This window comes from Streptomyces sp. NPDC054757, assembly GCF_053612185.1.
In genome coordinates this window covers 43,497-63,826 of record NZ_JBSHBW010000023.1, presented here as the reverse complement: position 1 = coordinate 63,826, position 20,330 = coordinate 43,497, and the positions used below count along the sequence as shown (strand labels likewise).

The 20,330-nt window shown below is 71.8% G+C and carries 16 protein-coding genes and 1 pseudogene; 10 read left to right on the top strand and 7 right to left on the bottom strand.

Annotated features, from left to right (window positions below; genetic code table 11):
- Nucleotides 1-129 precede the first annotated feature (129 nt).
- Complete coding sequence (locus ACWGKJ_RS24930; protein WP_385021800.1) at nt 130-1,341, top strand: NAD(P)/FAD-dependent oxidoreductase; 1,212 nt, start codon at nt 130-132, stop codon at nt 1,339-1,341.
- Nucleotides 1,342-1,428: 87 nt separating this feature from the next.
- Here ACWGKJ_RS24930 and ACWGKJ_RS24925 read toward each other — a convergent pair whose 3' ends face one another.
- Nucleotides 1,429-2,736 carry an MFS transporter gene (locus ACWGKJ_RS24925; RefSeq protein WP_385021797.1) on the bottom strand — a complete coding sequence of 436 codons (1,308 nt, stop codon included), beginning with the start codon at nt 2,734-2,736 and terminating at the stop codon, nt 1,429-1,431.
- 70 nt (nt 2,737-2,806) lie between these two features.
- Between ACWGKJ_RS24925 and ACWGKJ_RS24920 the strand changes: the two genes are divergently transcribed.
- Nucleotides 2,807-3,895, top strand: a complete 1,089-nt coding sequence (locus ACWGKJ_RS24920) for a GlxA family transcriptional regulator (RefSeq protein WP_453315819.1) — start codon at nt 2,807-2,809, stop codon at nt 3,893-3,895.
- Here ACWGKJ_RS24920 and ACWGKJ_RS24915 read toward each other — a convergent pair.
- Nucleotides 3,856-5,478, bottom strand: a complete 1,623-nt coding sequence (locus tag ACWGKJ_RS24915) for an acyl-CoA synthetase (protein WP_385021794.1) — start codon at nt 5,476-5,478, stop codon at nt 3,856-3,858. The two genes, ACWGKJ_RS24920 and ACWGKJ_RS24915, sit on opposite strands and share 40 nt — an antisense overlap.
- Nucleotides 5,479-5,694: 216 nt before the next feature.
- Here ACWGKJ_RS24915 and ACWGKJ_RS24910 point away from each other — a divergent pair, with 216 nt between their 5' ends.
- The 6 genes from ACWGKJ_RS24910 to ACWGKJ_RS24885 all read left to right on the top strand — a co-directional run bounded on the left by ACWGKJ_RS24910 (nt 5,695) and on the right by ACWGKJ_RS24885 (nt 12,088).
- The gene (locus ACWGKJ_RS24910) at nt 5,695-6,495 is read left to right on the top strand and encodes a crotonase/enoyl-CoA hydratase family protein (RefSeq protein WP_385021791.1); all 801 of its coding nucleotides are present in this window, start codon (nt 5,695-5,697) and stop codon (nt 6,493-6,495) included.
- 110 nt (nt 6,496-6,605) lie between these two features.
- A complete protein-coding gene (locus ACWGKJ_RS24905; protein WP_385021788.1) occupies nt 6,606-7,574 on the top strand; it encodes a Zn-ribbon domain-containing OB-fold protein in 969 nt (322 codons plus the stop codon).
- Nucleotides 7,574-8,620, top strand: coding sequence for a thiolase domain-containing protein (locus ACWGKJ_RS24900; protein ID WP_385021785.1), 1,047 nt, complete (start codon nt 7,574-7,576; stop codon nt 8,618-8,620). The genes ACWGKJ_RS24905 and ACWGKJ_RS24900 overlap by 1 nt, the downstream gene beginning before the upstream one ends.
- Nucleotides 8,617-9,816, top strand: coding sequence for a thiolase domain-containing protein (locus tag ACWGKJ_RS24895; protein ID WP_385021782.1), 1,200 nt, complete (start codon nt 8,617-8,619; stop codon nt 9,814-9,816). Before ACWGKJ_RS24900 ends, ACWGKJ_RS24895 begins: the two co-directional genes overlap by 4 nt.
- Nucleotides 9,817-10,016: 200 nt before the next feature.
- Nucleotides 10,017-10,517 (top strand): hypothetical protein, encoded by a 501-nt coding sequence (locus ACWGKJ_RS24890; RefSeq protein WP_385021779.1) that lies wholly within the window; start codon nt 10,017-10,019, stop codon nt 10,515-10,517.
- Between the two features lie 239 nt (nt 10,518-10,756).
- Entirely contained in the window at nt 10,757-12,088 is a 1,332-nt protein-coding gene (locus ACWGKJ_RS24885) for an N-acetylmuramoyl-L-alanine amidase (protein WP_385021776.1), read from the top strand.
- A gap of 173 nt (nt 12,089-12,261) precedes the next feature.
- Here ACWGKJ_RS24885 and ACWGKJ_RS24880 read toward each other — a convergent pair whose 3' ends face one another.
- Entirely contained in the window at nt 12,262-13,401 is a 1,140-nt protein-coding gene (locus tag ACWGKJ_RS24880) for an aminoglycoside phosphotransferase family protein (RefSeq protein WP_385031764.1), read from the bottom strand.
- Between the two features lie 233 nt (nt 13,402-13,634).
- Between ACWGKJ_RS24880 and ACWGKJ_RS24875 the strand changes: the two genes are divergently transcribed.
- A complete protein-coding gene (locus ACWGKJ_RS24875; RefSeq protein WP_385031767.1) occupies nt 13,635-15,134 on the top strand; it encodes a DNA-binding protein NsdB in 1,500 nt (499 codons plus the stop codon).
- 75 nt (nt 15,135-15,209) lie between these two features.
- On the opposite strand, the gene ACWGKJ_RS24870 is transcribed toward ACWGKJ_RS24875, so the two are convergent.
- Nucleotides 15,210-16,652 (bottom strand): PP2C family protein-serine/threonine phosphatase, encoded by a 1,443-nt coding sequence (locus ACWGKJ_RS24870; RefSeq protein ID WP_385031770.1) that lies wholly within the window; start codon nt 16,650-16,652, stop codon nt 15,210-15,212.
- Nucleotides 16,653-17,238: 586 nt separating this feature from the next.
- On the opposite strand from ACWGKJ_RS24870, the pseudogene ACWGKJ_RS24865 reads away from it, so the two are divergent.
- Nucleotides 17,239-17,628: pseudogene (locus tag ACWGKJ_RS24865) on the top strand (hypothetical protein); the annotation flags it as partial.
- Nucleotides 17,629-17,734: 106 nt separating this feature from the next.
- On the opposite strand, the gene ACWGKJ_RS24860 reads toward ACWGKJ_RS24865, so the two are convergent.
- The 3 genes from ACWGKJ_RS24860 to ACWGKJ_RS24850 all read right to left on the bottom strand — a co-directional run bounded on the left by ACWGKJ_RS24860 (nt 17,735) and on the right by ACWGKJ_RS24850 (nt 20,308).
- Nucleotides 17,735-18,775: an NAD(P)-dependent alcohol dehydrogenase gene (locus ACWGKJ_RS24860; protein WP_385031773.1), complete on the bottom strand. Its 1,041-nt coding sequence runs from the start codon at nt 18,773-18,775 to the stop codon at nt 17,735-17,737.
- 60 nt (nt 18,776-18,835) lie between these two features.
- Entirely contained in the window at nt 18,836-19,603 is a 768-nt protein-coding gene (locus ACWGKJ_RS24855) for an SDR family NAD(P)-dependent oxidoreductase (protein WP_385031776.1), read from the bottom strand.
- 84 nt (nt 19,604-19,687) lie between these two features.
- The gene (locus ACWGKJ_RS24850) at nt 19,688-20,308 is read right to left on the bottom strand and encodes a TetR/AcrR family transcriptional regulator (RefSeq protein ID WP_385031779.1); all 621 of its coding nucleotides are present in this window, start codon (nt 20,306-20,308) and stop codon (nt 19,688-19,690) included.
- Nucleotides 20,309-20,330: the final 22 nt, after the last annotated feature.

Below are 20,330 nucleotides of genomic sequence, written 5' to 3'. Positions count from 1 at the left end.
ATTTCCGGAAGTTCACTTCACCGTGGTGTGCGGCGCTGCGCCGCCCACCGTGACCATCGGAGCGGCCATGCGTGTCACCACCGAAGAAGAGGGCGGGCGCCTCGGCGCCGTACGGCACGGGGCCCTCGTATGAGCGTTCCGCGCCGGGTCGTGGTCGTCGGCGCGTCCGCGGCGGGTCTCGCCGCGGCGGAGGGGCTGCGCCGCTCCGGATACGAGGGCGGGCTCGTCCTCGTGGGCGAGGAGGGGCACCTTCCGTACGACAGGCCGCCGCTCTCCAAGCAGTTGCTCGCCGGTGAGTGGGGTGCCGAGCGGGTGCGGCTCCGCACCGAGGAGGCGCTGGCCGAGCTGGACATCGGGCTGCGCTCCGGCACCCGGGCGCTGGCCCTCGACCCGGCCGCCCGTGAGATAGGCACCGACGGCGGGACCATCGGCTATGACGCGCTCGTCATCGCGACCGGAGTGCGGCCCCGGGTGCTGCCGGGCACGGAAGGCGTCGCGGGCGTCCATGTGCTGCGCACACTGGACGACGCGACCGCGCTGCGTGAGTCGCTCTCCGGCCGTCCGCATCTGGTGATCGTCGGTGGTGGTTTCATCGGCGCCGAGGCCGCCGCCGTCGCGCGGGAGGCCGGTTGCGAGGTCACGCTGGTGACCGATGGGGCGGTGCCGCTCGCCGACGCGGTCGGCCACGCCATCGGGAGCATGCTGACCGAACTGCACCAGGAGAACGGCGTGCGGACCGTGACAGGCGCCCTCGTCGAGAGCGTCGTCACCGAGGGCGGCCGGGCGACGGGCGTACGCCTCTCCGACGGCCGCACCCTCGCGGCGGACGCCGTACTCGTCGGCATAGGTGCGCGGCCCAACACCGAATGGCTCGCCGGAAGCGGGCTGCGGCTCGGCAACGGTGTCGAGTGCGACGCCACCCTGCGCGCCGCCGACCACATCTGGGCGGCCGGGGACGTGGCGTCCTGGCCCGACCTGGTGACCGGTGAGCGGCTGCGGATCGAGCACCGCACCAACGCCTCCGAACAGGGCCTCGCTGTCGCCCGCAACATCCTCGCCGGGGAGGCGGCCACCGCCTTCACCACCGTGCCGTATGTCTGGTCCGACCAGTACGGTCTCAAGATCCAGATGTACGGCAGGACCCGGAGCGCGGATCTGGTGCACATCGTCGAAGGCAGCCTCGCCGAACGGAAGTTCACCGCGCTGCTTGCCCGCGGCGGACAGGTCTGCGGTGCGGTCGGTGTGAACATGGTCCGTCCGCTGCGAGCCCTGCGGCCCCTGGTCGCGGCCCGTACACCATGGGCGGAGGCGCTGGTCGCACAGGGCGCCGGGGCCGTCTGATATCCGCTGCCGGGGGTGGCACATCGCCCCCGGCGGCAGACGCGAGGCCGGCCTCGCCTCGGCGGGGTGCCGGGCCGACTTCTCCCTTCACCCGTGCTCCCGGCCCGTCACGCTCCCGCACCGGCCGGCCGGGGGAGCGATGACCAGCGCCAGGAGCGCGCCGACGGCGCAGACCGCGCCGATCGCCATCCACAGCGGGTCGTACGAGCCGAAGGTGTCGCGCGCCACCCCGCCGAGGAACGCGGCCAGCCCGGCGCCCAGTTGGTGTGCGGCGGCCACCCAGCCGAACACGATCGCGCTGTCCGCTCCGTACAACTCACGGCAGAGCGCCAGAGTCGGCGGCACGGTGGCCACGTCGAGCAGTCCGAAGACCACCACGAAGGCGACCATCGGCGGCCGTACGGTGGCGGACATCAGCACCGGCAGGCAGAGCAGCGACACCCCGCGCAGCGCGTAGTACACCGCGAGGAGTCTGCGCGGGTCCAGACGGTCCGTCAGCCAGCCGGAGAGGACCGTGCCCCCGACATTGAAGACCCCGACGAGCGCCAGCAGCGAGGAGGCGGTGGTCGCCGGCATCCCGTGGTCGTGGGCGGCCGGGGTGAAGTGCGTCCACATCACGCCGTTCGTGGAGGCCCCGCAGATCGCGAAGGTGGCCGCGAGCAGCCAGAACGCGCCGCCCCGCGCCACCGATCCCAGGACCCGCACGGTCCGGACGGCCGCGTCCGGCGGGGGCGCCGGCTTCGGGGCGAACCGCCGTGCCCCGTAGGCCCGTACGCCCATGTCGGCGGGGTGGTCGCGCAGCAGCACCAGCGCCAGGGGCAGCGCGGCGCACGCGACCAGCGCCAGCAGCACCGCGGCCGACCGCCACCCGTGCCGCGCGACGATCCACGAGAGGACCGGCAGGAAGGCGAACTGCCCGAAGACCCCGGCGGCCGTGAGCACCCCGCTGGCCAGCCCGCGCCGCCGGAGGAACCAGCGCTGGGTGACGGTCGCCGCGAAGGTCAGCGCCATCGCGCCGGAACCGAGCCCGATCAGCACGCCCCAGGTCGTCACGTACTGCCAGGGCGCGCTCATCGCCGTACTGAGCAGGGCGCCCACAGCGACGGCGGCCAGCGCCCCACCCACCACCCGGCGCATCCCGAACCGGTCCATCAGGGCGGCCGAGAACGGCGCGACGACCCCGTACACCACCATGTTGACCGAGGCCGTGAGTCCGATCGACCCGTGCGACCAGCCGAACTCCCGGTGCAGCGGCTCCGTGAACAGGCCCGCCATGGTCGTGAACGCGCCAGCGGCGATGATCGCCAGCGCCGCGACGGCCGCGACCGGCCAGGAGGGATGGACCCGCCTGCGCCTCGTCGGGCCGCCCGTGTACGTCGTTGTGTCGTCAGCCATGCACCGAGCCTGCGCCCCTGCCAGGAACCGGACGAGTGGCGAGACGGACATGATGTGCAAGGATCTCGCCATGACTCTCTTCGGCGACGGAGCAGGCCCCGGCGGGCGCCACCGGGTGGCCGTCCTGGTGCGCCACGGGCTGCTGCCCATGGAACTCGGCATCGTCCACCGGCTGTTCAGGGACGCCAGGTCGGCGTCGGGCGAGCCGCTGTACACCGTCCTGACCTGCACGGTCGAGCCGGGCGAAATCCGGACCGAGGCCGATGTGACCGTCAACGTCACCCTCGGCCCCGAACTGCTCACCGAGGCGGACACCGTGGTCGTCCCCGCGTCGGACGAGGACTACGTACCGCGTGCGGCCCCGTGTCTGCCGCCCGCGCTCGCCGACGCCTTCGCGCGGATCCGCCCGGGGACCCGTCTCGCCTCGATCTGCACCGGCTCCTTCGTGCTGGCGGCGGCCGGATTCCTGGACGGCAGACGCGCCACCACGCACTGGCGGTCGGCCGCCGACCTCAAGCGGCTCCATCCGGCGGTGGACGTCGACCCCGGTGTGCTCTACACCGACGACCGGGGCGTCCTCACCTCGGCCGGAGTGGCCTCGGGGATCGACCTCTGCCTGCACATGATCCGCAGCGACCACGGCGCCGCCGTCGCCAACGCGGTGGCCCGCGCCACGGTGGTCCCGCCGCACCGCGAGGGCGGCCAGGCGCAGTTCGTCCCCAGCCCGGTCCCGGCCCCCGCACCGCTCTCGACCGGGGCGGCGCGCGCCTGGGCGCTGGAACATCTGGGGGAGCGCATCACCCTGGAGGAGCTGGCGGCCCGCGCGGCGATGAGCACCCGCACCTTCTCCCGCCGCTTCTGCGAAGAGGCAGGACTCACCCCCGTGCAGTGGCTCATCCAGCGCCGGGTCGACCTGGCCAGACAGCTCCTGGAGGAGACCGACCTGCCGGTCGACCGGGTGGCGGCGGACGCCGGGTTCGGGACCGCGGCCTCCTTCCGCAACCATCTGCACGAGGCGCTCGGAGTCTCGCCGAGCGCCTACCGTGCGACGTTCCGCGGGCCCGGCCGGCCCGCCAGCCCCGGCGGGCCCCAGGGGCCCGGCCGGCCGGACCCCGCGGTTCAGTCGGCGGCGGCCGCCACCCCGCGCGCCCAGCGGTAGTCCGCCTTGCCGCTCGGCGAGCGCTGTATCCGCGGTGCTATCACCAGTTGCCTGGGCACCTTGTAACCGGCGATCCTGCTGCGGCAGTGCGCCTGGATGTCGTCGAGGCTGGGCTCGTCCGCACCCGCGCGGACCTGCACCACCGCCGCCACATGGTTGCCCCAGCGGGCGTCAGGCACCCCGGCGACGAGAGCGTCGTACACATCGGGGTGGGACTTGAGCGCCTGCTCGACCTCCTCCGGATACACCTTCTCGCCCCCGGTGTTGATGCACTGCGAGCCGCGTCCCAGTACGGTGACGATGCCCTCCTCGTCGACGGTCGCCATGTCACCGAGCAGCACCCACCGCTCGCCCCCGGCCAGGAAGAAGGTCTCGGCCGTCTTCTCCGGGTCGTTGTAGTAGCCGAGCGGGACATGCCCGCGCTGCGCGATCCGGCCCACCTCGCCGACGGCCACCGGCCGGTGGGTGGCCGGATCGACCACGGCGGTACGGGAGTTCATCCGCAGCCTGAAGCCCTTGTCGGGGCCCGAGTCGGGGGTCGCCGTGCCGTTGAACCCGGACTCCGACGAGCCGAAGTTGTTCAGCAGCATCGCCGTCGGCACCAGCTCCTGGAACTGCGCGCGCACCGTCTCCGACATGATGGCCCCCGAGCTGGAGACGCTGAACAGCGAGGAGCAGTCGGTGCCGCTGAGCGGACCGCCGAGCGCGTCGATCAGCGGACGCAGCATGGCGTCGCCGACCAGCGAGACACTGGTGACCTTCTCCTTCTCGATGGTGCGCAGTACCTCATCGGGGACGAACTTCCGGTGGATCACCACCCGCTGGCCGAAGTTGAAGGCGATGAAGGCGGTCAGCGTGGACGTGCCGTGCATCAGCGGGGGAGTGGGGAAGAAGGTGATCCCGTCGCCTCCCGCGGCCACCCGCTCGGCCAGCTCCTCGGGTGCGCCGACCGGGTCGCCGGTCGGCGCACCGCCGCCGAGACCCGAGAAGAACAGGTCCTCCGCACGCCACATCACACCCTTGGGCATGCCGGTGGTGCCCCCGGTGTAGATGATGAACTGGTCATCGGCCGACCGGGGTCCGAAGCCGCGCTCCGGTGAACCCGCCGCCTCCGCGTCGGCGTAGCGGACCGGCCGCACACCGGGCTCCGGCGCGCCCTCGGGCGGCTCGCCGACCCGTATCAGATGGCGCAGCTTCTCCGTCTTCGGCAGCGCAGCCGCGACCCGCTCCGTGAACTCACCGTCGAAGACCAGCGCTGCCAGATCGGCGTCCCGGTAGAGATAGACCAACTCCTCTTCCACATAACGGTAGTTGACATTGACCGGCACGACGCGGGCCTTGAGGCAGGCCAGTACGGTCTGCAGATACTCCACCCCGTTGTAGAGGTGCAGCCCCAGATGCTCGCCGGGGCGGATGCCGCTGTCGGTCAGATGGTGCGCGATGCGGTTGGCCGCGGCGTCCAGTGCCGCATAGGTGAGCCTGCGCTCCGCGCCCGTACCGGGATGGTCGATGAACACGAGCGCCTCGCGGTCCGGGACCGCGTCGACGACGGACTCGAACAGGTCGGCAAGGTTGTACTCCACCACATCTCCTGACGCCGGCGTCCAGTGACCCGGCGTCATTACAGCGCCGCGCGCGGAAAGTGGGAAGGCCCCCCGCGAGAAAATCTGACTGAGTGTCAGAAAACTATTGAACTGCGACCCCGCCTCCTGCAACCTGTCTACGCGCCGCTCACCGGTCCGGCACAGATCCGCGGAGCCGCGCCCAGGTCTTGGGACGCTTGAGACGGGAGGACGGTCATGGGTGGTACGGAACACCTCACCGTGCGGCGTGAGGGCGCCACACTGGTACTCACTCTGAACAGGCCGGAGGCGAAGAACGCGCTCTCGCTGCCGATGCTGGTCGGGCTCCACGACGGCTGGCTGGCGGCCGACGAGGACGACGGGATCCGCTCGGTGGTACTCACCGGAGCCGGCGGCGCGTTCTGCGCGGGCATGGATCTGAAAGCCCTGGCGGGCGCGGGGATGGAGGGCGAGCAGTACCGCGACCGGCTCAAGGCCGACCCCGATCTGCACTGGAAGGCGATGCTGCGCCACCACCGGCCCCGCAAACCGGTGATCGCGGCCGTCGAGGGGTACTGCGTCGCAGGAGGCACCGAGATCCTCCAGGGCACCGACATCCGGGTCGCCGCCGAGAGCGCCACCTTCGGCCTCTTCGAAGTCAGGCGCGGCCTGTTCCCGATCGGCGGCTCCACCGTGCGCCTGCAGCGCCAGATCCCCCGCACCCACGCCCTGGAGATGCTGCTCACCGGCCGCCCGTACACCGCGGCCGAAGCAGCGTCCATCGGGCTTGTCGGCCACGTCGTGCCCGACGGGACCGCGCTGGAGAAAGCCCTGGAGATCGCCGGGCGGATCAACGAGTGCGGACCGCTCGCCGTCGAAGCCGTCAAGGCATCGGTCTACGAGACGGCCGAACTGACCGAGACCGAGGGGCTGAAGGCCGAACTGGCCCGCGGCTGGCCCGTCTTCGACACCGCGGACGCCAAGGAGGGCTCACGCGCCTTCGCGGAGAAGCGCCCGCCGGTCTACCGCAGGGCCTGACCGCGCCCCGCACCCCGCGCCCTCCTCCACCGGTTCCCCTTCCGTCGCTCCGGCACCCGCCGGACGAGCACCCCGAGCCCCGCGCGCAGCGGAGAATTTGGAGCCCACCCATGACAGCCGCTCCCTCACCGGAGGTGCTCCGCGCCCCCCTCGTCGTCGAGTTCCCCTTCACCCGCTCCCTCGGGCCCGTACAGAGCGCCTTCCTCACCGGGCTGCGCGAGCGCACCGTACTGGGGGTGCGGACCGGCGACGGCAAGGTCCTCGTCCCCCCGGTCGAGTACGACCCCGTCACCGCCGACGAGATACGCGACCTGGTCGAGGTCGCCCCCACCGGAACGGTCACCACCTGGGCCTGGAACGAGTCCCCGCGCCGCGGCCAGCCGCTCACCACCCCGTTCGCCTGGGTACTGGTGAAACTCGACGGCGCCGACACCGCCCTGCTGCACGCCCTCGACGCCCCGGGACCCGACGCCGTCCACTCCGGACAGCGCGTACGCATCCGCTGGGCCGCCGAACGCACCGGGGCCATCACGGACATCGCCTGCTTCGAACCGTACGAGAACGGGGACGGAACCACCGGTGCCGCGCCGGCCGCGCACAGCGGACTGTTCGACGACCAGGTCACCGGCATCACCGCCCCCGCACGCCTCGACTACACCTACAGCCCCGGCCGCGCGCAGAGCGACTACATCAACGCGCTCGCCGACCGGAAGACCGTCGGCGAGCGCTGCCCCTCCTGCGCCAAGGTCTACGTACCGCCGCGCGGCGCCTGCCCCACCTGCGGCGTCGCGACGACCGACCGGGTCGAGGTGGGCCCGGCCGGCACCCTCACCACGTACTGCATCGTCAACATCAAGGCCCGCGGCCTGGACATCGAAGTGCCCTACGTCTACGGACATATCGCTCTGGACGGCGCGGGCCTCGCTCTGCACGGCCGGATCGGCGGCATCCCGTACGACCAGGTGCGGATGGGACTGCGCGTCGAACCGGTCTGGACCGAGGGCGCCCGCTTCCCCGACCACTACCGGCCCACCGGTGAGCCCGACGCCGACTACGACACCTACAAGGAGCTGATCTGATGCGGGACGTCGCGATCGTTGCCTTCGCGCAGAGCGACCACCGGCGGCGCACCGACGAGCGCTCCGAGGTCGAGATGGTGATGCCGGTCCTGCACCGGGTGCTCGAACAGACCGGGCTGAAGACCAGCGACATCGGCTTCACCTGCTCCGGGTCGAGCGACTACCTCGCCGGCCGGGCCTTCTCCTTCACCATGACCCTCGACGGGGTCGGGGCCTGGCCCCCGATCTCCGAGTCCCATGTGGAGATGGACGGGGCCTGGGCCCTGTACGAGGCATGGGTGAAGCTGCTGACCGGCGAGGCGGACACCGCGCTCGTCTACTCCTACGGCAAGTCCTCGCCCGGTTCCGTACGGGACGTGCTGACCCGGCAGCTCGACCCCTACTACGTGGCCCCGCTCTGGCCCGACTCCGTCGCACTCGCCGCGCTCCAGGCGCAGGCCCTGATCGACGCGGGCGAGACCGACGAGCCCGCCCTCGCCGGAGTCGCCGCCCGCAGCCGCGGGGACGCGGCAGACAACCCGCACGCCCAACTGCCCGGTGCCAGGCCGCAGGGCGGCTATCTGGTGCGGCCCCTGCGCACCGGCGACTGCCCGCCCATCGGGGACGGCGCGGCGGCCGTCGTGCTCGCCGCGGGCGACCGGGCGCGTGAGCTGTGCGAGCGCCCCGCCTGGATCCGGGGCATGGACCACCGCATCGAGGCCCACAGCCTGGGCGTCCGCGACCTCACCGACTCGCCGTCCGCCCGGCTCGCCGCCGAACGGGCCGGGGCCTTCGAGCGCCCCGTCGACACCGCCGAACTGCACGCGCCCTTCACCTCCCAGGAGGTCGTCCTGCGCAAGGCCCTGCGGCTCGGCGACGGCGTACGGGTCAACCCGTCCGGCGGTGCGCTCGCCGCCAACCCCGTCATGGCGGCCGGGCTCATCAGGCTCGGCGAGGCCGCCGCCCGGATCCAGCGCGGCGAGTCCGACCGCGCGCTCGCCCATGCGACCTCCGGCCCGTGCCTGCAACAGAATCTGGTCGCCGTCCTCGAAGGAGAGGCCCAGTGAGTAACCAGCCAGCGAACACCCGGCGCGCGACCCACAAGGAACCGGTGGCCGTCGTCGGGATCGGCCAGACCCACCATGTCGCCGCCCGGCACGACCTCTCCATCGCCGGACTCGTCCGCGAGGCGGCCGGTCGCGCCCTGAGCGACGCCGAACTGACCTGGGCGGACATCGACGCCGTCGTCATCGGCAAGGCCCCGGACTTCTTCGAGGGCGTGATGATGCCCGAGCTCTACCTGGCCGACGCGCTGGGAGCCGTGGGCAAACCCATGATGCGCGTGCACACCGCGGGCTCGGTCGGCGGATCGACCGCGCTGGTGGCATCCAACCTGGTCGCTTCCCGGGTGCACAGGACGGTCCTCACACTCGCCTTCGAGAAACAGTCCGAGTCCAACGCGATGTGGGGCCTCTCCCTGCCCGTGCCGTTCCAGCAGCCCCTGCTCGCCGGGGCCGGCGGGTTCTTCGCCCCGCATGTGCGTGCCTATATGCGCAGGTCCGGGGCGCCCGACACGGTCGGCTCGCTCGTCGCGTACAAGGACCGCCGCAACGCGCTGAAGAACCCCTACGCCCATCTCCACGAGAAGGACATCACCCTGGAGAAGGTGCAGTCGTCCCCCATGCTGTGGGACCCCGTCCGCTACTCCGAGACCTGTCCCTCGTCGGACGGGGCGTGCGCGATGATCCTCACCGACCGTGCGGGGGCGGCCCGTTCGCCCCGGCCGCCCGCCTGGATGCACGGCGGGGCGATGCGCAGCGAGCCCACCCTCTTCGCCGGCAAGGACTTCGTCTCCCCGCAGGCCGGCAAGGACTGCGCCGCCGACGTCTACCGGCAGGCGGGGATCACCGACCCGCGCCGGGAGATCGACGCCGTCGAGATGTACGTCCCGTTCTCCTGGTACGAGCCGATGTGGCTGGAGAACCTGGGCTTCGCGGCCGAGGGCGAGGGCTGGAAGCTCACCGAGTCCGGCGTCACCGAGCTGGACGGCGACCTGCCGGTGAACCCGTCGGGCGGGGTGCTCTCCACCAACCCCATCGGCGCATCCGGCATGATCCGGTTCGCGGAGGCCGCGCTCCAGGTGCGCGGCGCGGCAGGGGAGCACCAGGTGGACGGCGCCCGCAAGGCGCTCGGGCACGCCTACGGCGGCGGCTCCCAGTTCTTCTCCATGTGGCTGGTGGGCTCCGAACCACCGGCCGCCTGACCCGCCGTCCGGCTGACCGGCCCGTCCGTGGTCCGTACGGACCGCCGGGCCGGCCACGGACGGCGGACCGGGAGGAACACGGGGGGTGCCCGCCGGTCCACGCTGTGCTTCCGCACGGCGGGTGCCAGGGCGATCAGGACGGGCCCCCGCGGGCCCGGCCCCGGCTTCGGCGGACGGCCGGAGCCACGTACCATGGCTGCATGTCCTTCCTCCGCCGCCGCAGCGCCGCCACTCCCGCGGGCCCGGACTTCGACGTCCTGGCCATGGACCCGGGTGACTGGCCCGGCAACCTCGGCGCCGGTCTCCTCCCCGCCCCGGACGGCTCCTGCCAGGGCGTCTTCCTGCGGTACGACCTGTTCGGCGGCCGCGGCCCCGCGATGATCATCGGTAATCTGCCGGAGGGCTCGCCCGCCCGCGAGGTCGCCGATGGCCAGATCCCCTTCGAGGTGGCGCAGCTGCTGGCGGCCCTGGAGAACGACGAGCCCATCGAGGTGCTCGACAGCGAGGACATGCCGGTGATGCAGGGGGACAACCTCCTCATCGTGCATCGGCTGAAGCTCTCGGAGAGCCGTATCTCCTGCGTCCAGTTCGACCGCAGCGACAAGGTCCTGGTCACCATCGCCAGCTGGGACCGGCCGATCACGGACGATCTGTACGCCCTTCTGAAGCCGCTGCCCGCGGAGATGTTCCAGCAGGGCTGAGCCCCCCCCTGGCATCCGGCCGACGGCCCTCGTCCGCCGGAGAGAGCCGGACGACCCGCACCGCCAGAGCCTGGTAGCCACGCCCTTCGCGCTGGTCATCGGCCATGCCAGTGGTCTGGACAACTGTTTCAACAGCCGCCCTGTGCGGCGCTCTTGACGTGCCATCACCTCAGGTCAGAGAGTGCGCCCATACCGTTCGAGAGATCACCACGGCGCAACTCCCGGCAAGAAGGGCCGTCATGACGTCCAAGCAGAGGATCAGACTCGCGCTCGCACTGACCACCGCGAGCACCTTCGGCCTCGCCCTGCTCTCCCCGGTGGCGCAGGCGGCCCCCGGCGGCACCCGCCCGGAGTGCCCCCGCACCCTCGACTGCGCGTGGGCCCCCGCCGCCTACCAGCAGACCGGTGATCCCGCCGACAAGGAGACGTACGGCAACTACGACACCGCGGACCGCCCGCACACCGGGAAGATCAAGTACATCGTCCTGCACGACACCGAGGAAACCTTCGACAGGACGCTGCAGATCTTCCAGGACCCGCACAACCAGACGTCCGCGCACTATGTGGTCCGCTCCGGCGACGGCCATGTGGCGCAGATGGTCAAGGACAAGGACATCGCCTGGCAGGCCGGCAACTGGTACATCAACCAGCAGTCCATCGGGATCGAACAGGAGGGCGTCGCGACCGAGGGCTCCCAGTGGTTCACCCCGGCGATGTACCGCTCGACGGCGCGTCTCGTACGCTATCTCGCGGCCAAGTACGACATCCCGCTGGACCGCCAGCACATCATCGGCCACGACAACGTCCCGCCCACCAGCACCTCGGGCACCGCGGCCATGCACTGGGACCCGGGAACGTACTGGGACTGGGACTACTTCATGAAGCTGGTGGGCCGGCCCACCGTCCCCACCGCCTCGCCGCGCAGCCAACTCGTCACCGTGAGCCCGGTGTTCAAGGAGAACATCCAGAAGTTCCGGGACTGCGAGAAGAACATCGACCTCCCCGCGCAGCCGTCGAGCGCGGTGCCGCTCCACACCGCGCCCTCCACCGGCTCACCACTCTTCTCCGACCCGGCGCTGCACACCGACGGCAAGCCCGGCACCAACTGCGTCGCCGACTGGGGCAGCAAGATCAGTGCATCGCAGCAGGCCGTCGTCGCCGGGCACGCACCCGGCTGGACCGCGATCTGGTGGTACGGGCAGAAGGCCTGGTTCCAGAGCCCCGCGCACACCAGGACCACCGTACCGACCTCCGGATATCTGGTGCGGCCCAAGGCCGGCCGGACCGACGTGCCGGTGTACGGGGTGGCCTACCCGGAGAAGGGCGAGTACCCGGCGGACTTCACCGGGGCCCATCTGGGCACGCCGCTCTCGTACACGATCAAGCAGGGCCAGGCCTACCCCGGCGGCGGCGAGGCGCCCACGGGCTACTACTACGCCCCGACGATCGACGCCTCCTACCCGTACGACCACACGTACTTCCCCGGCGCCACCAAGTACGTGACCGTACAGATCGGGCACCGGGTGGCCTTCGTCAAGGCGTCGGACGTCGACATCGTGCGTACGCACTGACGGCCACTCAGGACAGTTGAGCGGGAAGCCGTCCGGGGCGTCGGCCGCGGACGGCTGCGGCAGCCCCGCACCGGGCCGTGCCCGTACGGCGGCAGCACCGTGCGCGCCCAGTGTGTCGGCACTGGGCGCGCACCGTGCTTCCCCCCCGGAGCCTGGCGCCGGGACCCGCGGGTTCAGCGGGTGCCGACAGCCGCGCGTACGGCACGGCGGGCCAGCGCGCAGTCGTCGTGCAGCCTGCGGAGCAGCAGCCGCTGCTCCTCGCCGTGGGACAGCACACCGGGCTGCGGCTGCTGGCCCCCACCGGCCGGTGCGGCCTCCCGGATGGTGCGCTGGACGGCCGTCTCGTACGTACGGATCTCGCGGGTCAGCACCAGCATCAGATTCACCAGGAAGGCATCCCTGGCCGCGGGACCCGCGGCCTGGGCCAGCTGGCTGATCCGGCGCCGCGCCACCGGCGCCTCGCCGAGTACCGACCAGAGCGTCGCCAGGTCGTACCCGGGCAGATACCAGCCCGCGTGCTCCCAGTCGACCAGCACCGGGCCTGCTGGTGACACCAGGATGTTGGAGAGCAGTGCGTCACCGTGGCAGAACTCTCCCATGCCCTGCCGGCCGCCGGAGTGCGCGAGCCCGTGCAGCAGCTTCTGGAGGTCGCCGAGATCCCGGTCGGTGAAGAGGCCGAGCTCGTGGTACCTGGCGATCCGGGATGCGTAGTCCAGGGGCTGGCCGAAGAGACCGGCCGGCGGCCGCCAGGCGTTCACCCGGGTGACGGCGTCGAAGACCGCCCGCAGATCCGCGCGCGGCGGGCTCTCCACGGGGTGGCGCTGAAGTGCCGCCGCCCGTCCGGCCATCCGCTCGATCACCAGCGTGCAGTTGTCGGGATCCGCGGCGATGAGCCTCGGTACCCGGGCCGGGGGGCGGTGCCGGACGAACGTACGGTATGTAGCTATTTCGTGGCGGAAGCTCTCCGCCCAGGCGGGCGACTGGTCGATCAGGCACTTGGCAACTGCCGTGGCCCGCCCGGTCGTTCCCACCAGCAGGACCGACCGGCTGCTCCGGCGCAGGACCTGTACGGGGTTGAACTCCGGGCAGATGCGGTGCACGGAGGCGATCGCCATCCGCAGCTGGGCGCCCTGGGAGCCGGACAGGTCGAGCCTCCCGCTGAGCGGTTGGGGGCCCGGCCCGGCCGCCCGCCGGACCCGGCCGGTGCCGAGCGCCGCAGCGGCGTGGGAGGGGTCGAGGTACGGTCCGCCACCGGCAGGGAGGGAACGGTGCGGCCGGGATGGGGCGGACACGGAGGATGATGCTGTGTACATGGGGGATACAGATCCCTTCGTGTGCCGACGGGTTGCGTGCGCTGCCCGCCCCGGCGGCCGTTGCATACCCTGGGGAGTACGGTCCGGCCACCGGGTCGGGGTGGCGCGTTCCTACCTCACAACGGTCCGCGGGTGGCACACCATCTGGCGGACCCTGGCGAACCCTGGCGAATAGTCGCACGGCATCTGACACAGGGTTACTGTCGAACCAGCCGAGAACCTGGGGGCTTGACGTGACCGGAGAACCCAACACCCGCCTGGCAGACCTGTTCGGCCTGGCCGGCTGGTCCAAGGGCGAACTCGCGAGACTCGTGAACCGGCAGGCGGCCGTCATGGGCCACCAGCAGCTGGCGACCGACACCTCGCGGGTGCGGCGCTGGATCGACATGGGCGAGAGCCCGCGCGATCCCGTGCCGAAGGTGCTGGCAGCCCTGTTCACCGAGCGGCTCGGCCGTGTCGTGACCATCGAGGACCTCGGGTTCGTACGCCCTGGGCGCGCTGGAAAACGGCAGGCCACCGGGAACGCGGAAGAGACAGCGAACCCGGACGGCCTCCCGTGGGCGCCAGAACGGACGGCAGCGGTCCTCACCGAATTCACGGGAATGGACCTCATGCTCAACCGACGCGGCTTGGTGGGCGCAGGCGCTGCGCTTGCCGCAGGCTCCGCACTCAGCAGCGCCATGTACGACTGGCTCCACACCGACCCCGCCCTCGCTTCGGACGCTCCGCGCACCGCACGGCCGCTGCACGCCGAGCCCGCCGCCTTCGACCGGTACGAGGCCGCGCCCATCGGATCGCAGGAGATCGAGGCGCTGGAGCACTCCGTCGAGATCTTCCGCGCCTGGGACGCCTCACGCGGCGGCGGGCTGCAACGCAAGGCGGTGGTGGGCCAGTTGAACGAAGTGGGGGGCATGCTCTCCTACCGCCACCCCGACTCCCTGCAGCGGCGCCTGTGGGGTGTCGCCGCCAACCTCGCCGTACTCGCGGGCTGGATGTCCCACGACGTCGGCCTCGAACCCACCGCCCAGAAGTACTTCGTCATCGCGGCGCACGCGGCGCGCGAGGGCGGCGACCGGCCGCGCGCCGGGGAGGCCCTGTCGCGGGCCGCCCGCCAGATGGTCCATCTGGGCCGCCCGGACGAGGCCCTGGACCTGATGAAGCTCGCCCGGAGCGGATCCGGTGAACGCAATCTGCCGCGTACCCGCGCCATGCTGCACACCATCGAGGCGTGGGCGCAGGCGTCGCTGGGCCACGGCCAGGCGATGCGGCGCACGCTCGGCGAGGCCGAGGAGCTGTTCGTCTCCGACCGGGGGGACGAGCCGGCGCCGAGCTGGATGCAGATGTTCGACGAGGCGGACCTCCACGGGATGCAGGCTCTGGCGTACCGCACGCTCGCCGACCATGAACCGTCCGCCGCTGCCACCGCCCAGAGCCACGCCAAGCGGGCGCTCGAACTGCGGATCAACGGCCGCCAGCGCTCGAAGATCTTCGACTACATCTCGCTGGCCTCCGCCTGCTTCATCGCGGACGACCCCGAACAGGCCGACCGCTACGCCAGGCTCGCACTGGTGTCGATGGGGGAGACCTCCTCGCACCGCACCTGGGACCGGCTGCGGGAGATGTACCGGCTCACCGGACAGTACGGCCGGCACGGGAGTATCCGGGAACTGCGCGAGGAGATCCAGCTCGCCATGCCCCCCCAGATGAAGCGGGCCAAGAACGCCCCGGCGTGACCGGGGAGACGGCTCAGGCGCGGACCGGAGCCGGCGGCGAAGCAGCGGGCAGGAAGGGTCCGGTGCGGGTGTGCGCTACCGGTCGCCGACGCGGGCGATCAGCACACAGGCGTCCTCCTGGCGCTCCGTGTGGCCGTACTGCTCCACGACCATCCGCATGCACTCCTGTGCGGTGCCCGCACCGGTGAACTGCGGTGCCAGTGCGAGCAGTCCGCCGCCCGGAGCGTCCGCGGCGCCGGACGGTGCCAGCCCGCCGGTGTGCAGGACCAGCACGTCCCCGCCCCTGAGCCGCTCATCGGCCTGCCCGTAGGACGTCCCGGGCATCGCGCCGAGCAGCACTCCGCTCGGCGGCGTGAGCGCGCGCCCCGTTCCCCCGCGGAAGAGCAGGGGAGCGGGGTGCCCCGACTGGGCCCAGGACAGGGTCCGCGCGTCGGGGTCGTAGCGGCAGCACAGCGCGCTGCCCAGACAGGGCTGCGTGGAGGCTTCCAGAAGTTCGTTGAGATGACCCATGAGAGGTCCGGGGCCGATACCGGCCACGGCCATGCCGCGCACCGCGCCCAGCAGCATCGCCATCGCGGAGGTGGCGCCCACGCCGTGTCCGGTCAGATCTCCCACCGAGAGCAGGGACCGGCCGTCGGGGAGCGGCATCGCGTCGTACCAGTCGCCGCCGATACGGGAAGGGGCGGCGGACGGCAGATAGTGGGCTGCCAGGTCGAGCGCCGCGGGGCCGCCCTGCGGAAGCCGTACCGGACCGCGCCAGGGCGGCAGTACGGCTTCCTGTAACTCCACCGCGACCCGGCGCTCCGTCCGGGCGACCTGCTCCCTTCGCTGGAGCGAGTCCTCCGTCTCCCGTACCGTGCGCTCACTGCGCCGCAGGTCGCTGACGTCGCGCAGTACGGCCCACATGGAGGCCGTGCAGCCGTCGGCGTCGAGCACCGGCTCGCCCCTCATGTGCAGGACACGGACGGTCGAGTCGGGCCGCCTGATCCGGAACTCGCCGTCGATCGGCGCTCCGTCGACCAGGCAGTCGGTGACCATCGCGGTGAGCCGGGCCTGGTCGTCGGCGAGTACCACGGTGGGCAGTTCGTCCAGGGAGAGCGGACCGTTCTCCGGCGGGCGGCCGAAGATCCGGTACAGCTCGTCGGACCAGCTGACCTCGTCGGTGAGGAGGTCCCACTCGGCGCTGCCCACCCGGCTGAGCAGGGAGCCGGGTCCGGTGCCGGGGTGGGCGTGGGCGCCGGGGCCGGCGGATGCACCGCGGAGCGGAGCGTCCGCTCCCGTGGGCAGCCCTTCCTTGAGCTGCCCCAGATGTGTGCCCAGGTCGTCGAGGTGGTGGACGGCCAGATCGCAGAGTGCGCGCTGCCAGCGGCCCTGTACGTCGTCGTCGTCGGCGGCGGCGTCACGCCGTACGGCGTCCATGTCCCCGCGCAGCAGGCGGGTCCGGGTGATGAGCGCGTCGACCGTGCCCCGGCCGGGTGGCTGGGGGGCGGGACGGTCCGCGAACACATGGGACGGCATGACGTACTCCGATACGGGCGCGGCGCGGCCAGGGCTGCGGGATGGACCGGTAATGACTGTTGCACAGGGAGCGAAGGCCCGTAAGGGAATTGGCAACACTCGATGCGATGGTGCTTCTGGCATATGCCACAGGCCGCCGGGGTGCGGAGCGGCGGGACATGTTCCGGATGGCACGGGGTGCCGCAGCTCACATGCTCCCCCGGGAGGGGCCGGAACATTCGGGCCTGGTTCACCGTTCACCTTGATGTGGGAACGGAGCGGAGCGCCCAGGGCGCCGGCCCTCCGTCCCCGCATGAAGGACCGCCCCGGCTGGCCTCCCCCGACCAGCCGGGGCTCTTCTGTGTCCGGGGCCGCTTCCGTGCCGTATCGCGGAGGCTTTTCGGCCAAGGTCGACCGTGAATATGCCGGAGATATGGCCAGAACCCTATGGTGACAATGCGGCCGGAGTGAAGATACTCGTTGACGGGGAAGGTTGAATTCCGTTCGATTCCACCGCGATCCATCTGCGAAAGGCCCGCACGCCCCGGACAGACAATGCCCGGTCCGTGACCGGGCCCTGGCCGCGAACTGCCCTGGGGGAGTGGCTGTGCACGACGAATTCCTGTGCCATGTCACCGCGTACGGAGTCTGCGGTGGACGCCGCGTCGGGGTGCCGCTCGGCACCTACCGCGCCCCCACCCTCCCGCTGGCCCTCTGGTGGCTGCGGGACCGGGCGACCTGGATCTCGGAACGGCTGGATCCCAGCCCCGGCGGCGGCTGCTTCCCGGACCGGGCGCTCTTCGAACTGCCCGCCGACGCCCCCGACGTACCAGGTGCTTTCCGCGCCTGGCGGGACGGCGGGCCGCAGCAGGAAAAAGCCGCGGAAGTGCTGGCCAGCGGCGGGCTCATGCGATTCGCGATCAATGACGACACCACCGAATACGAACTTCTGGCGGAATCCGTCGACGCCCTGCGGATGCAGCGCGCAATTCCCTCGCCCGCGGCCTCTCCTTCGCCCCCGGCCCCGCCCGCCTTTCCGGAATGGACGGGGCTTCCCTCAGGGGCCGTGCTGCTCGCCACGCTGAACAGCTCCACCGTGGTGTTCAGCTCTGCGGCAGGATGACCGCGCGTCCGTTGATCTTCCCGGCGTGCAGCCGCTCATAGGCGAGCGGGGCCTCGTCGATCGGGTACGTCTCCACATGGACGTCCACCGATCCTGCGCGCGCGAGGTCGAGCACCTCGGTGAGCTCCGCACGCGAACCCCAGTAGGGCGCCGCGACCGAGACCTCGAAGGCGAGCGCGCCGAAGCCGACGGGCAGGGTGCCGCCGCCGATCCCGACCAGCGCGACATCCGCCTCGACCCCGGCCACCGCACCGGCCAGCGCCGCGGTGGACGGAACGCCCACGAAGTCGAATACCGCCTGGGCGCCGAGCCCGCCGGTCAGTGCACGGACCCCGGCGGCCGCGTGCTCGTCCGAGAGCACCGCCTCATGGGCCCCGACCGTCTTCGCCAGCGCGAGCTTGTCCTGCGTGACGTCGAGCGCCACGACCCGGGCGGCGGACATCGCCCGCAGCAGCTGGATCGCCACATGCCCGAGACCGCCGGTGCCGATGACCACAGCGGTGGTGCCGGGCGTGAGCTTCGGCAGGGAGCGCTTGATGGCGTGGTATGGGGTCAGACCGGCGTCGGTGAGCGGCACGGCCCGCACCGGGTCGAGGTCGCCGAGCGGCACCAGATGGCGCGGGCTGTCCACGATCATGTACTCGGCCATCGCGCCCGGGGCGCCGAGACCCGGCGGGTGGATACCGAGTTCAGCGGCGCGCAGGCAGTAGTTCTCCTTGCCCTCGGCGCACTTGATGCAGGATCCGCAGCCCCACGGCCCGTAGACCGCGACGGACTCGCCCTCGGTGAGGCCGGTGACACCGGCGCCCAGCGCGGCGACCGTGCCGGCCCCCTCGTGTCCGAGGGTGAGCGGAAGGTCGTACGGCAGGCTCTCGGCGGGCCGGCTCATCACGGCGATGTCGGAGTGGCAGACGCCCGCGGCTGTGACCTTCAGAAGGACCTGGCCCGGACCCGGCTCGGGGTCGGGGACGGTGACGACCTCGGGTGCGGCGCCGATGGTGCGGTACTGGACTGCTTTCATGGGGTGCTCCTCAGCTGAGGGGCGGGACGGTCCCCGATACCGGCCCGCCGTGGTGATCGGTCAGCGCGCGGCGTAGCCGCCGTCGACCAGGTGGTAGCTGCCGTGGATGAACGAGGCGCGGTCCGAGAGCAGGAACGCCGTCAGCTCGGCCACTTCGTCGGCCGTTCCCAGCCGGCCCGCCGGGTGCAGCGACACGAGCTGCTCCCGCATCGGGTTGTCCGTGTCGCGCAGCAGAGGGGTGTCGATGAAGCCCGGTCCGACGGCGTTGATCCGGATGTTCTGTGCGGCGTATTCGAGTGCCGCGGTCTTGGTGAGCCCGACGACGCCGTGCTTGGCGGCGACATAGGCGGGAGAGCCCGCGAAACCGTTGGTGCCCAGAATGGAGGCCATGTTGACGACCGCGCCGCCGCCCGCCGCGAGGATCGCGGGCAGCTCGTACCTGAGCGAGTAGAAGACGCCGTTGAGGTTGGTGCCGATCACCCGCTGCCAGTCGTCCACTCCGTACTCACCGGTCGGCAGGCTGGGACCGCCGATCCCGGCGTTGTTCACGGCGAGGTGCAGCGCGCCGAAGGTGTCGGTGGAGTGCCGGACGGCACGTTCCACCGAAGCGGGGTCGGTGACGTCCACGGCGACGGCGGCGGCGCGGGCCCCGGACGCCTTGAGTCCGGCGGCGGCCTTGCGGGCGCCCTCCTCGTTGTAGTCGGCCACGACGACCGCGGCGCCGCCGCGGGCGAGCCGGCTGGCGATGGCCAGACCGATGCCGGACGCGCCGCCGGTGACCAGGGCGGTCCGGCCGGCGAACTCATCTGTGGGGGTGGTGGTGCTCATGGTGCCTGTGTTCCTTTCGTACGGTGCGCCGCGGCGGTGTCACGACCTGTGGTGTGACAAGCCGTGGTGTCGCGGCTTGCGGTGTCACGACCGCGGCAGTTCGCCGGTGAGTGCGGCGAACGCGGCCTGGACGATGCCGGGGAGCGCGTCCTCGCGGGAGCCGCGGACCCAGGCGGACTGTGCGGCCACCAGGGCCCCGGCGCCCGCGCCCACCAGAACGGCGGGGCGCAGGTCGTCTCCGTCGTCCACGCCCATCCGGTCGGCCAGGATCCGGATCGAGTCCGCCTGGGCCTCCACCCGGATGTGCTGGAAGGCCGCGTAGAGCGTCGGCTCGCGGTCCGCGATCCTCATGAGTTCGAAGATCCGCGGGCGCCGGTGCCAGGCCGGGTGGGCGTCGTCCGTGAGCCAGTCGTCCACCGCGTTGCGGTAGGCGGCGAGCGGGGTCTCGTCGGCCGGGCGGGCCCGCAGGGCGGCGTTGATCCGGTCGCCGTCGGCGCGTACGGAGTCCAGCACTGCGTCCTCCTTGCTGGAGAAGTAACGGCTGAACGTCCGGCGGGCGACATCGGCGCGGTCGGCGATGTCCTCGACCGTGACGGCCTTGAGCCCACGGTCGCACACGAGGTCGCAGGCGGCTTCCGCAAGCGCCTCACGGGTCCTGCGGGCCTTGCGGACCCGCCGGTCCCCGGCTCTTCCCTCATCGGTCATGTTTTCACCGTACACCTGAAAA

Coding starts and splice junctions, on each gene's coding strand:
- ACWGKJ_RS24930 (WP_385021800.1), top strand. CDS start 130: ATGAGCGTTCCGCGCCGGGTCGTGGTCGTCGGCGCGTCCGCGGCGGGT.
- ACWGKJ_RS24925 (WP_385021797.1), bottom strand. CDS start 2,736: ATGGCTGACGACACAACGACGTACACGGGCGGCCCGACGAGGCGCAGG.
- ACWGKJ_RS24920 (WP_453315819.1), top strand. CDS start 2,807: ATGACTCTCTTCGGCGACGGAGCAGGCCCCGGCGGGCGCCACCGGGTG.
- ACWGKJ_RS24910 (WP_385021791.1), top strand. CDS start 5,695: ATGGGTGGTACGGAACACCTCACCGTGCGGCGTGAGGGCGCCACACTG.
- ACWGKJ_RS24905 (WP_385021788.1), top strand. CDS start 6,606: ATGACAGCCGCTCCCTCACCGGAGGTGCTCCGCGCCCCCCTCGTCGTC.
- ACWGKJ_RS24900 (WP_385021785.1), top strand. CDS start 7,574: ATGCGGGACGTCGCGATCGTTGCCTTCGCGCAGAGCGACCACCGGCGG.
- ACWGKJ_RS24890 (WP_385021779.1), top strand. CDS start 10,017: ATGTCCTTCCTCCGCCGCCGCAGCGCCGCCACTCCCGCGGGCCCGGAC.
- ACWGKJ_RS24885 (WP_385021776.1), top strand. CDS start 10,757: ATGACGTCCAAGCAGAGGATCAGACTCGCGCTCGCACTGACCACCGCG.
- ACWGKJ_RS24880 (WP_385031764.1), bottom strand. CDS start 13,401: ATGTACACAGCATCATCCTCCGTGTCCGCCCCATCCCGGCCGCACCGT.
- ACWGKJ_RS24870 (WP_385031770.1), bottom strand. CDS start 16,652: ATGCCGTCCCATGTGTTCGCGGACCGTCCCGCCCCCCAGCCACCCGGC.
- ACWGKJ_RS24860 (WP_385031773.1), bottom strand. CDS start 18,775: ATGAAAGCAGTCCAGTACCGCACCATCGGCGCCGCACCCGAGGTCGTC.
- ACWGKJ_RS24855 (WP_385031776.1), bottom strand. CDS start 19,603: ATGAGCACCACCACCCCCACAGATGAGTTCGCCGGCCGGACCGCCCTG.
- ACWGKJ_RS24850 (WP_385031779.1), bottom strand. CDS start 20,308: ATGACCGATGAGGGAAGAGCCGGGGACCGGCGGGTCCGCAAGGCCCGC.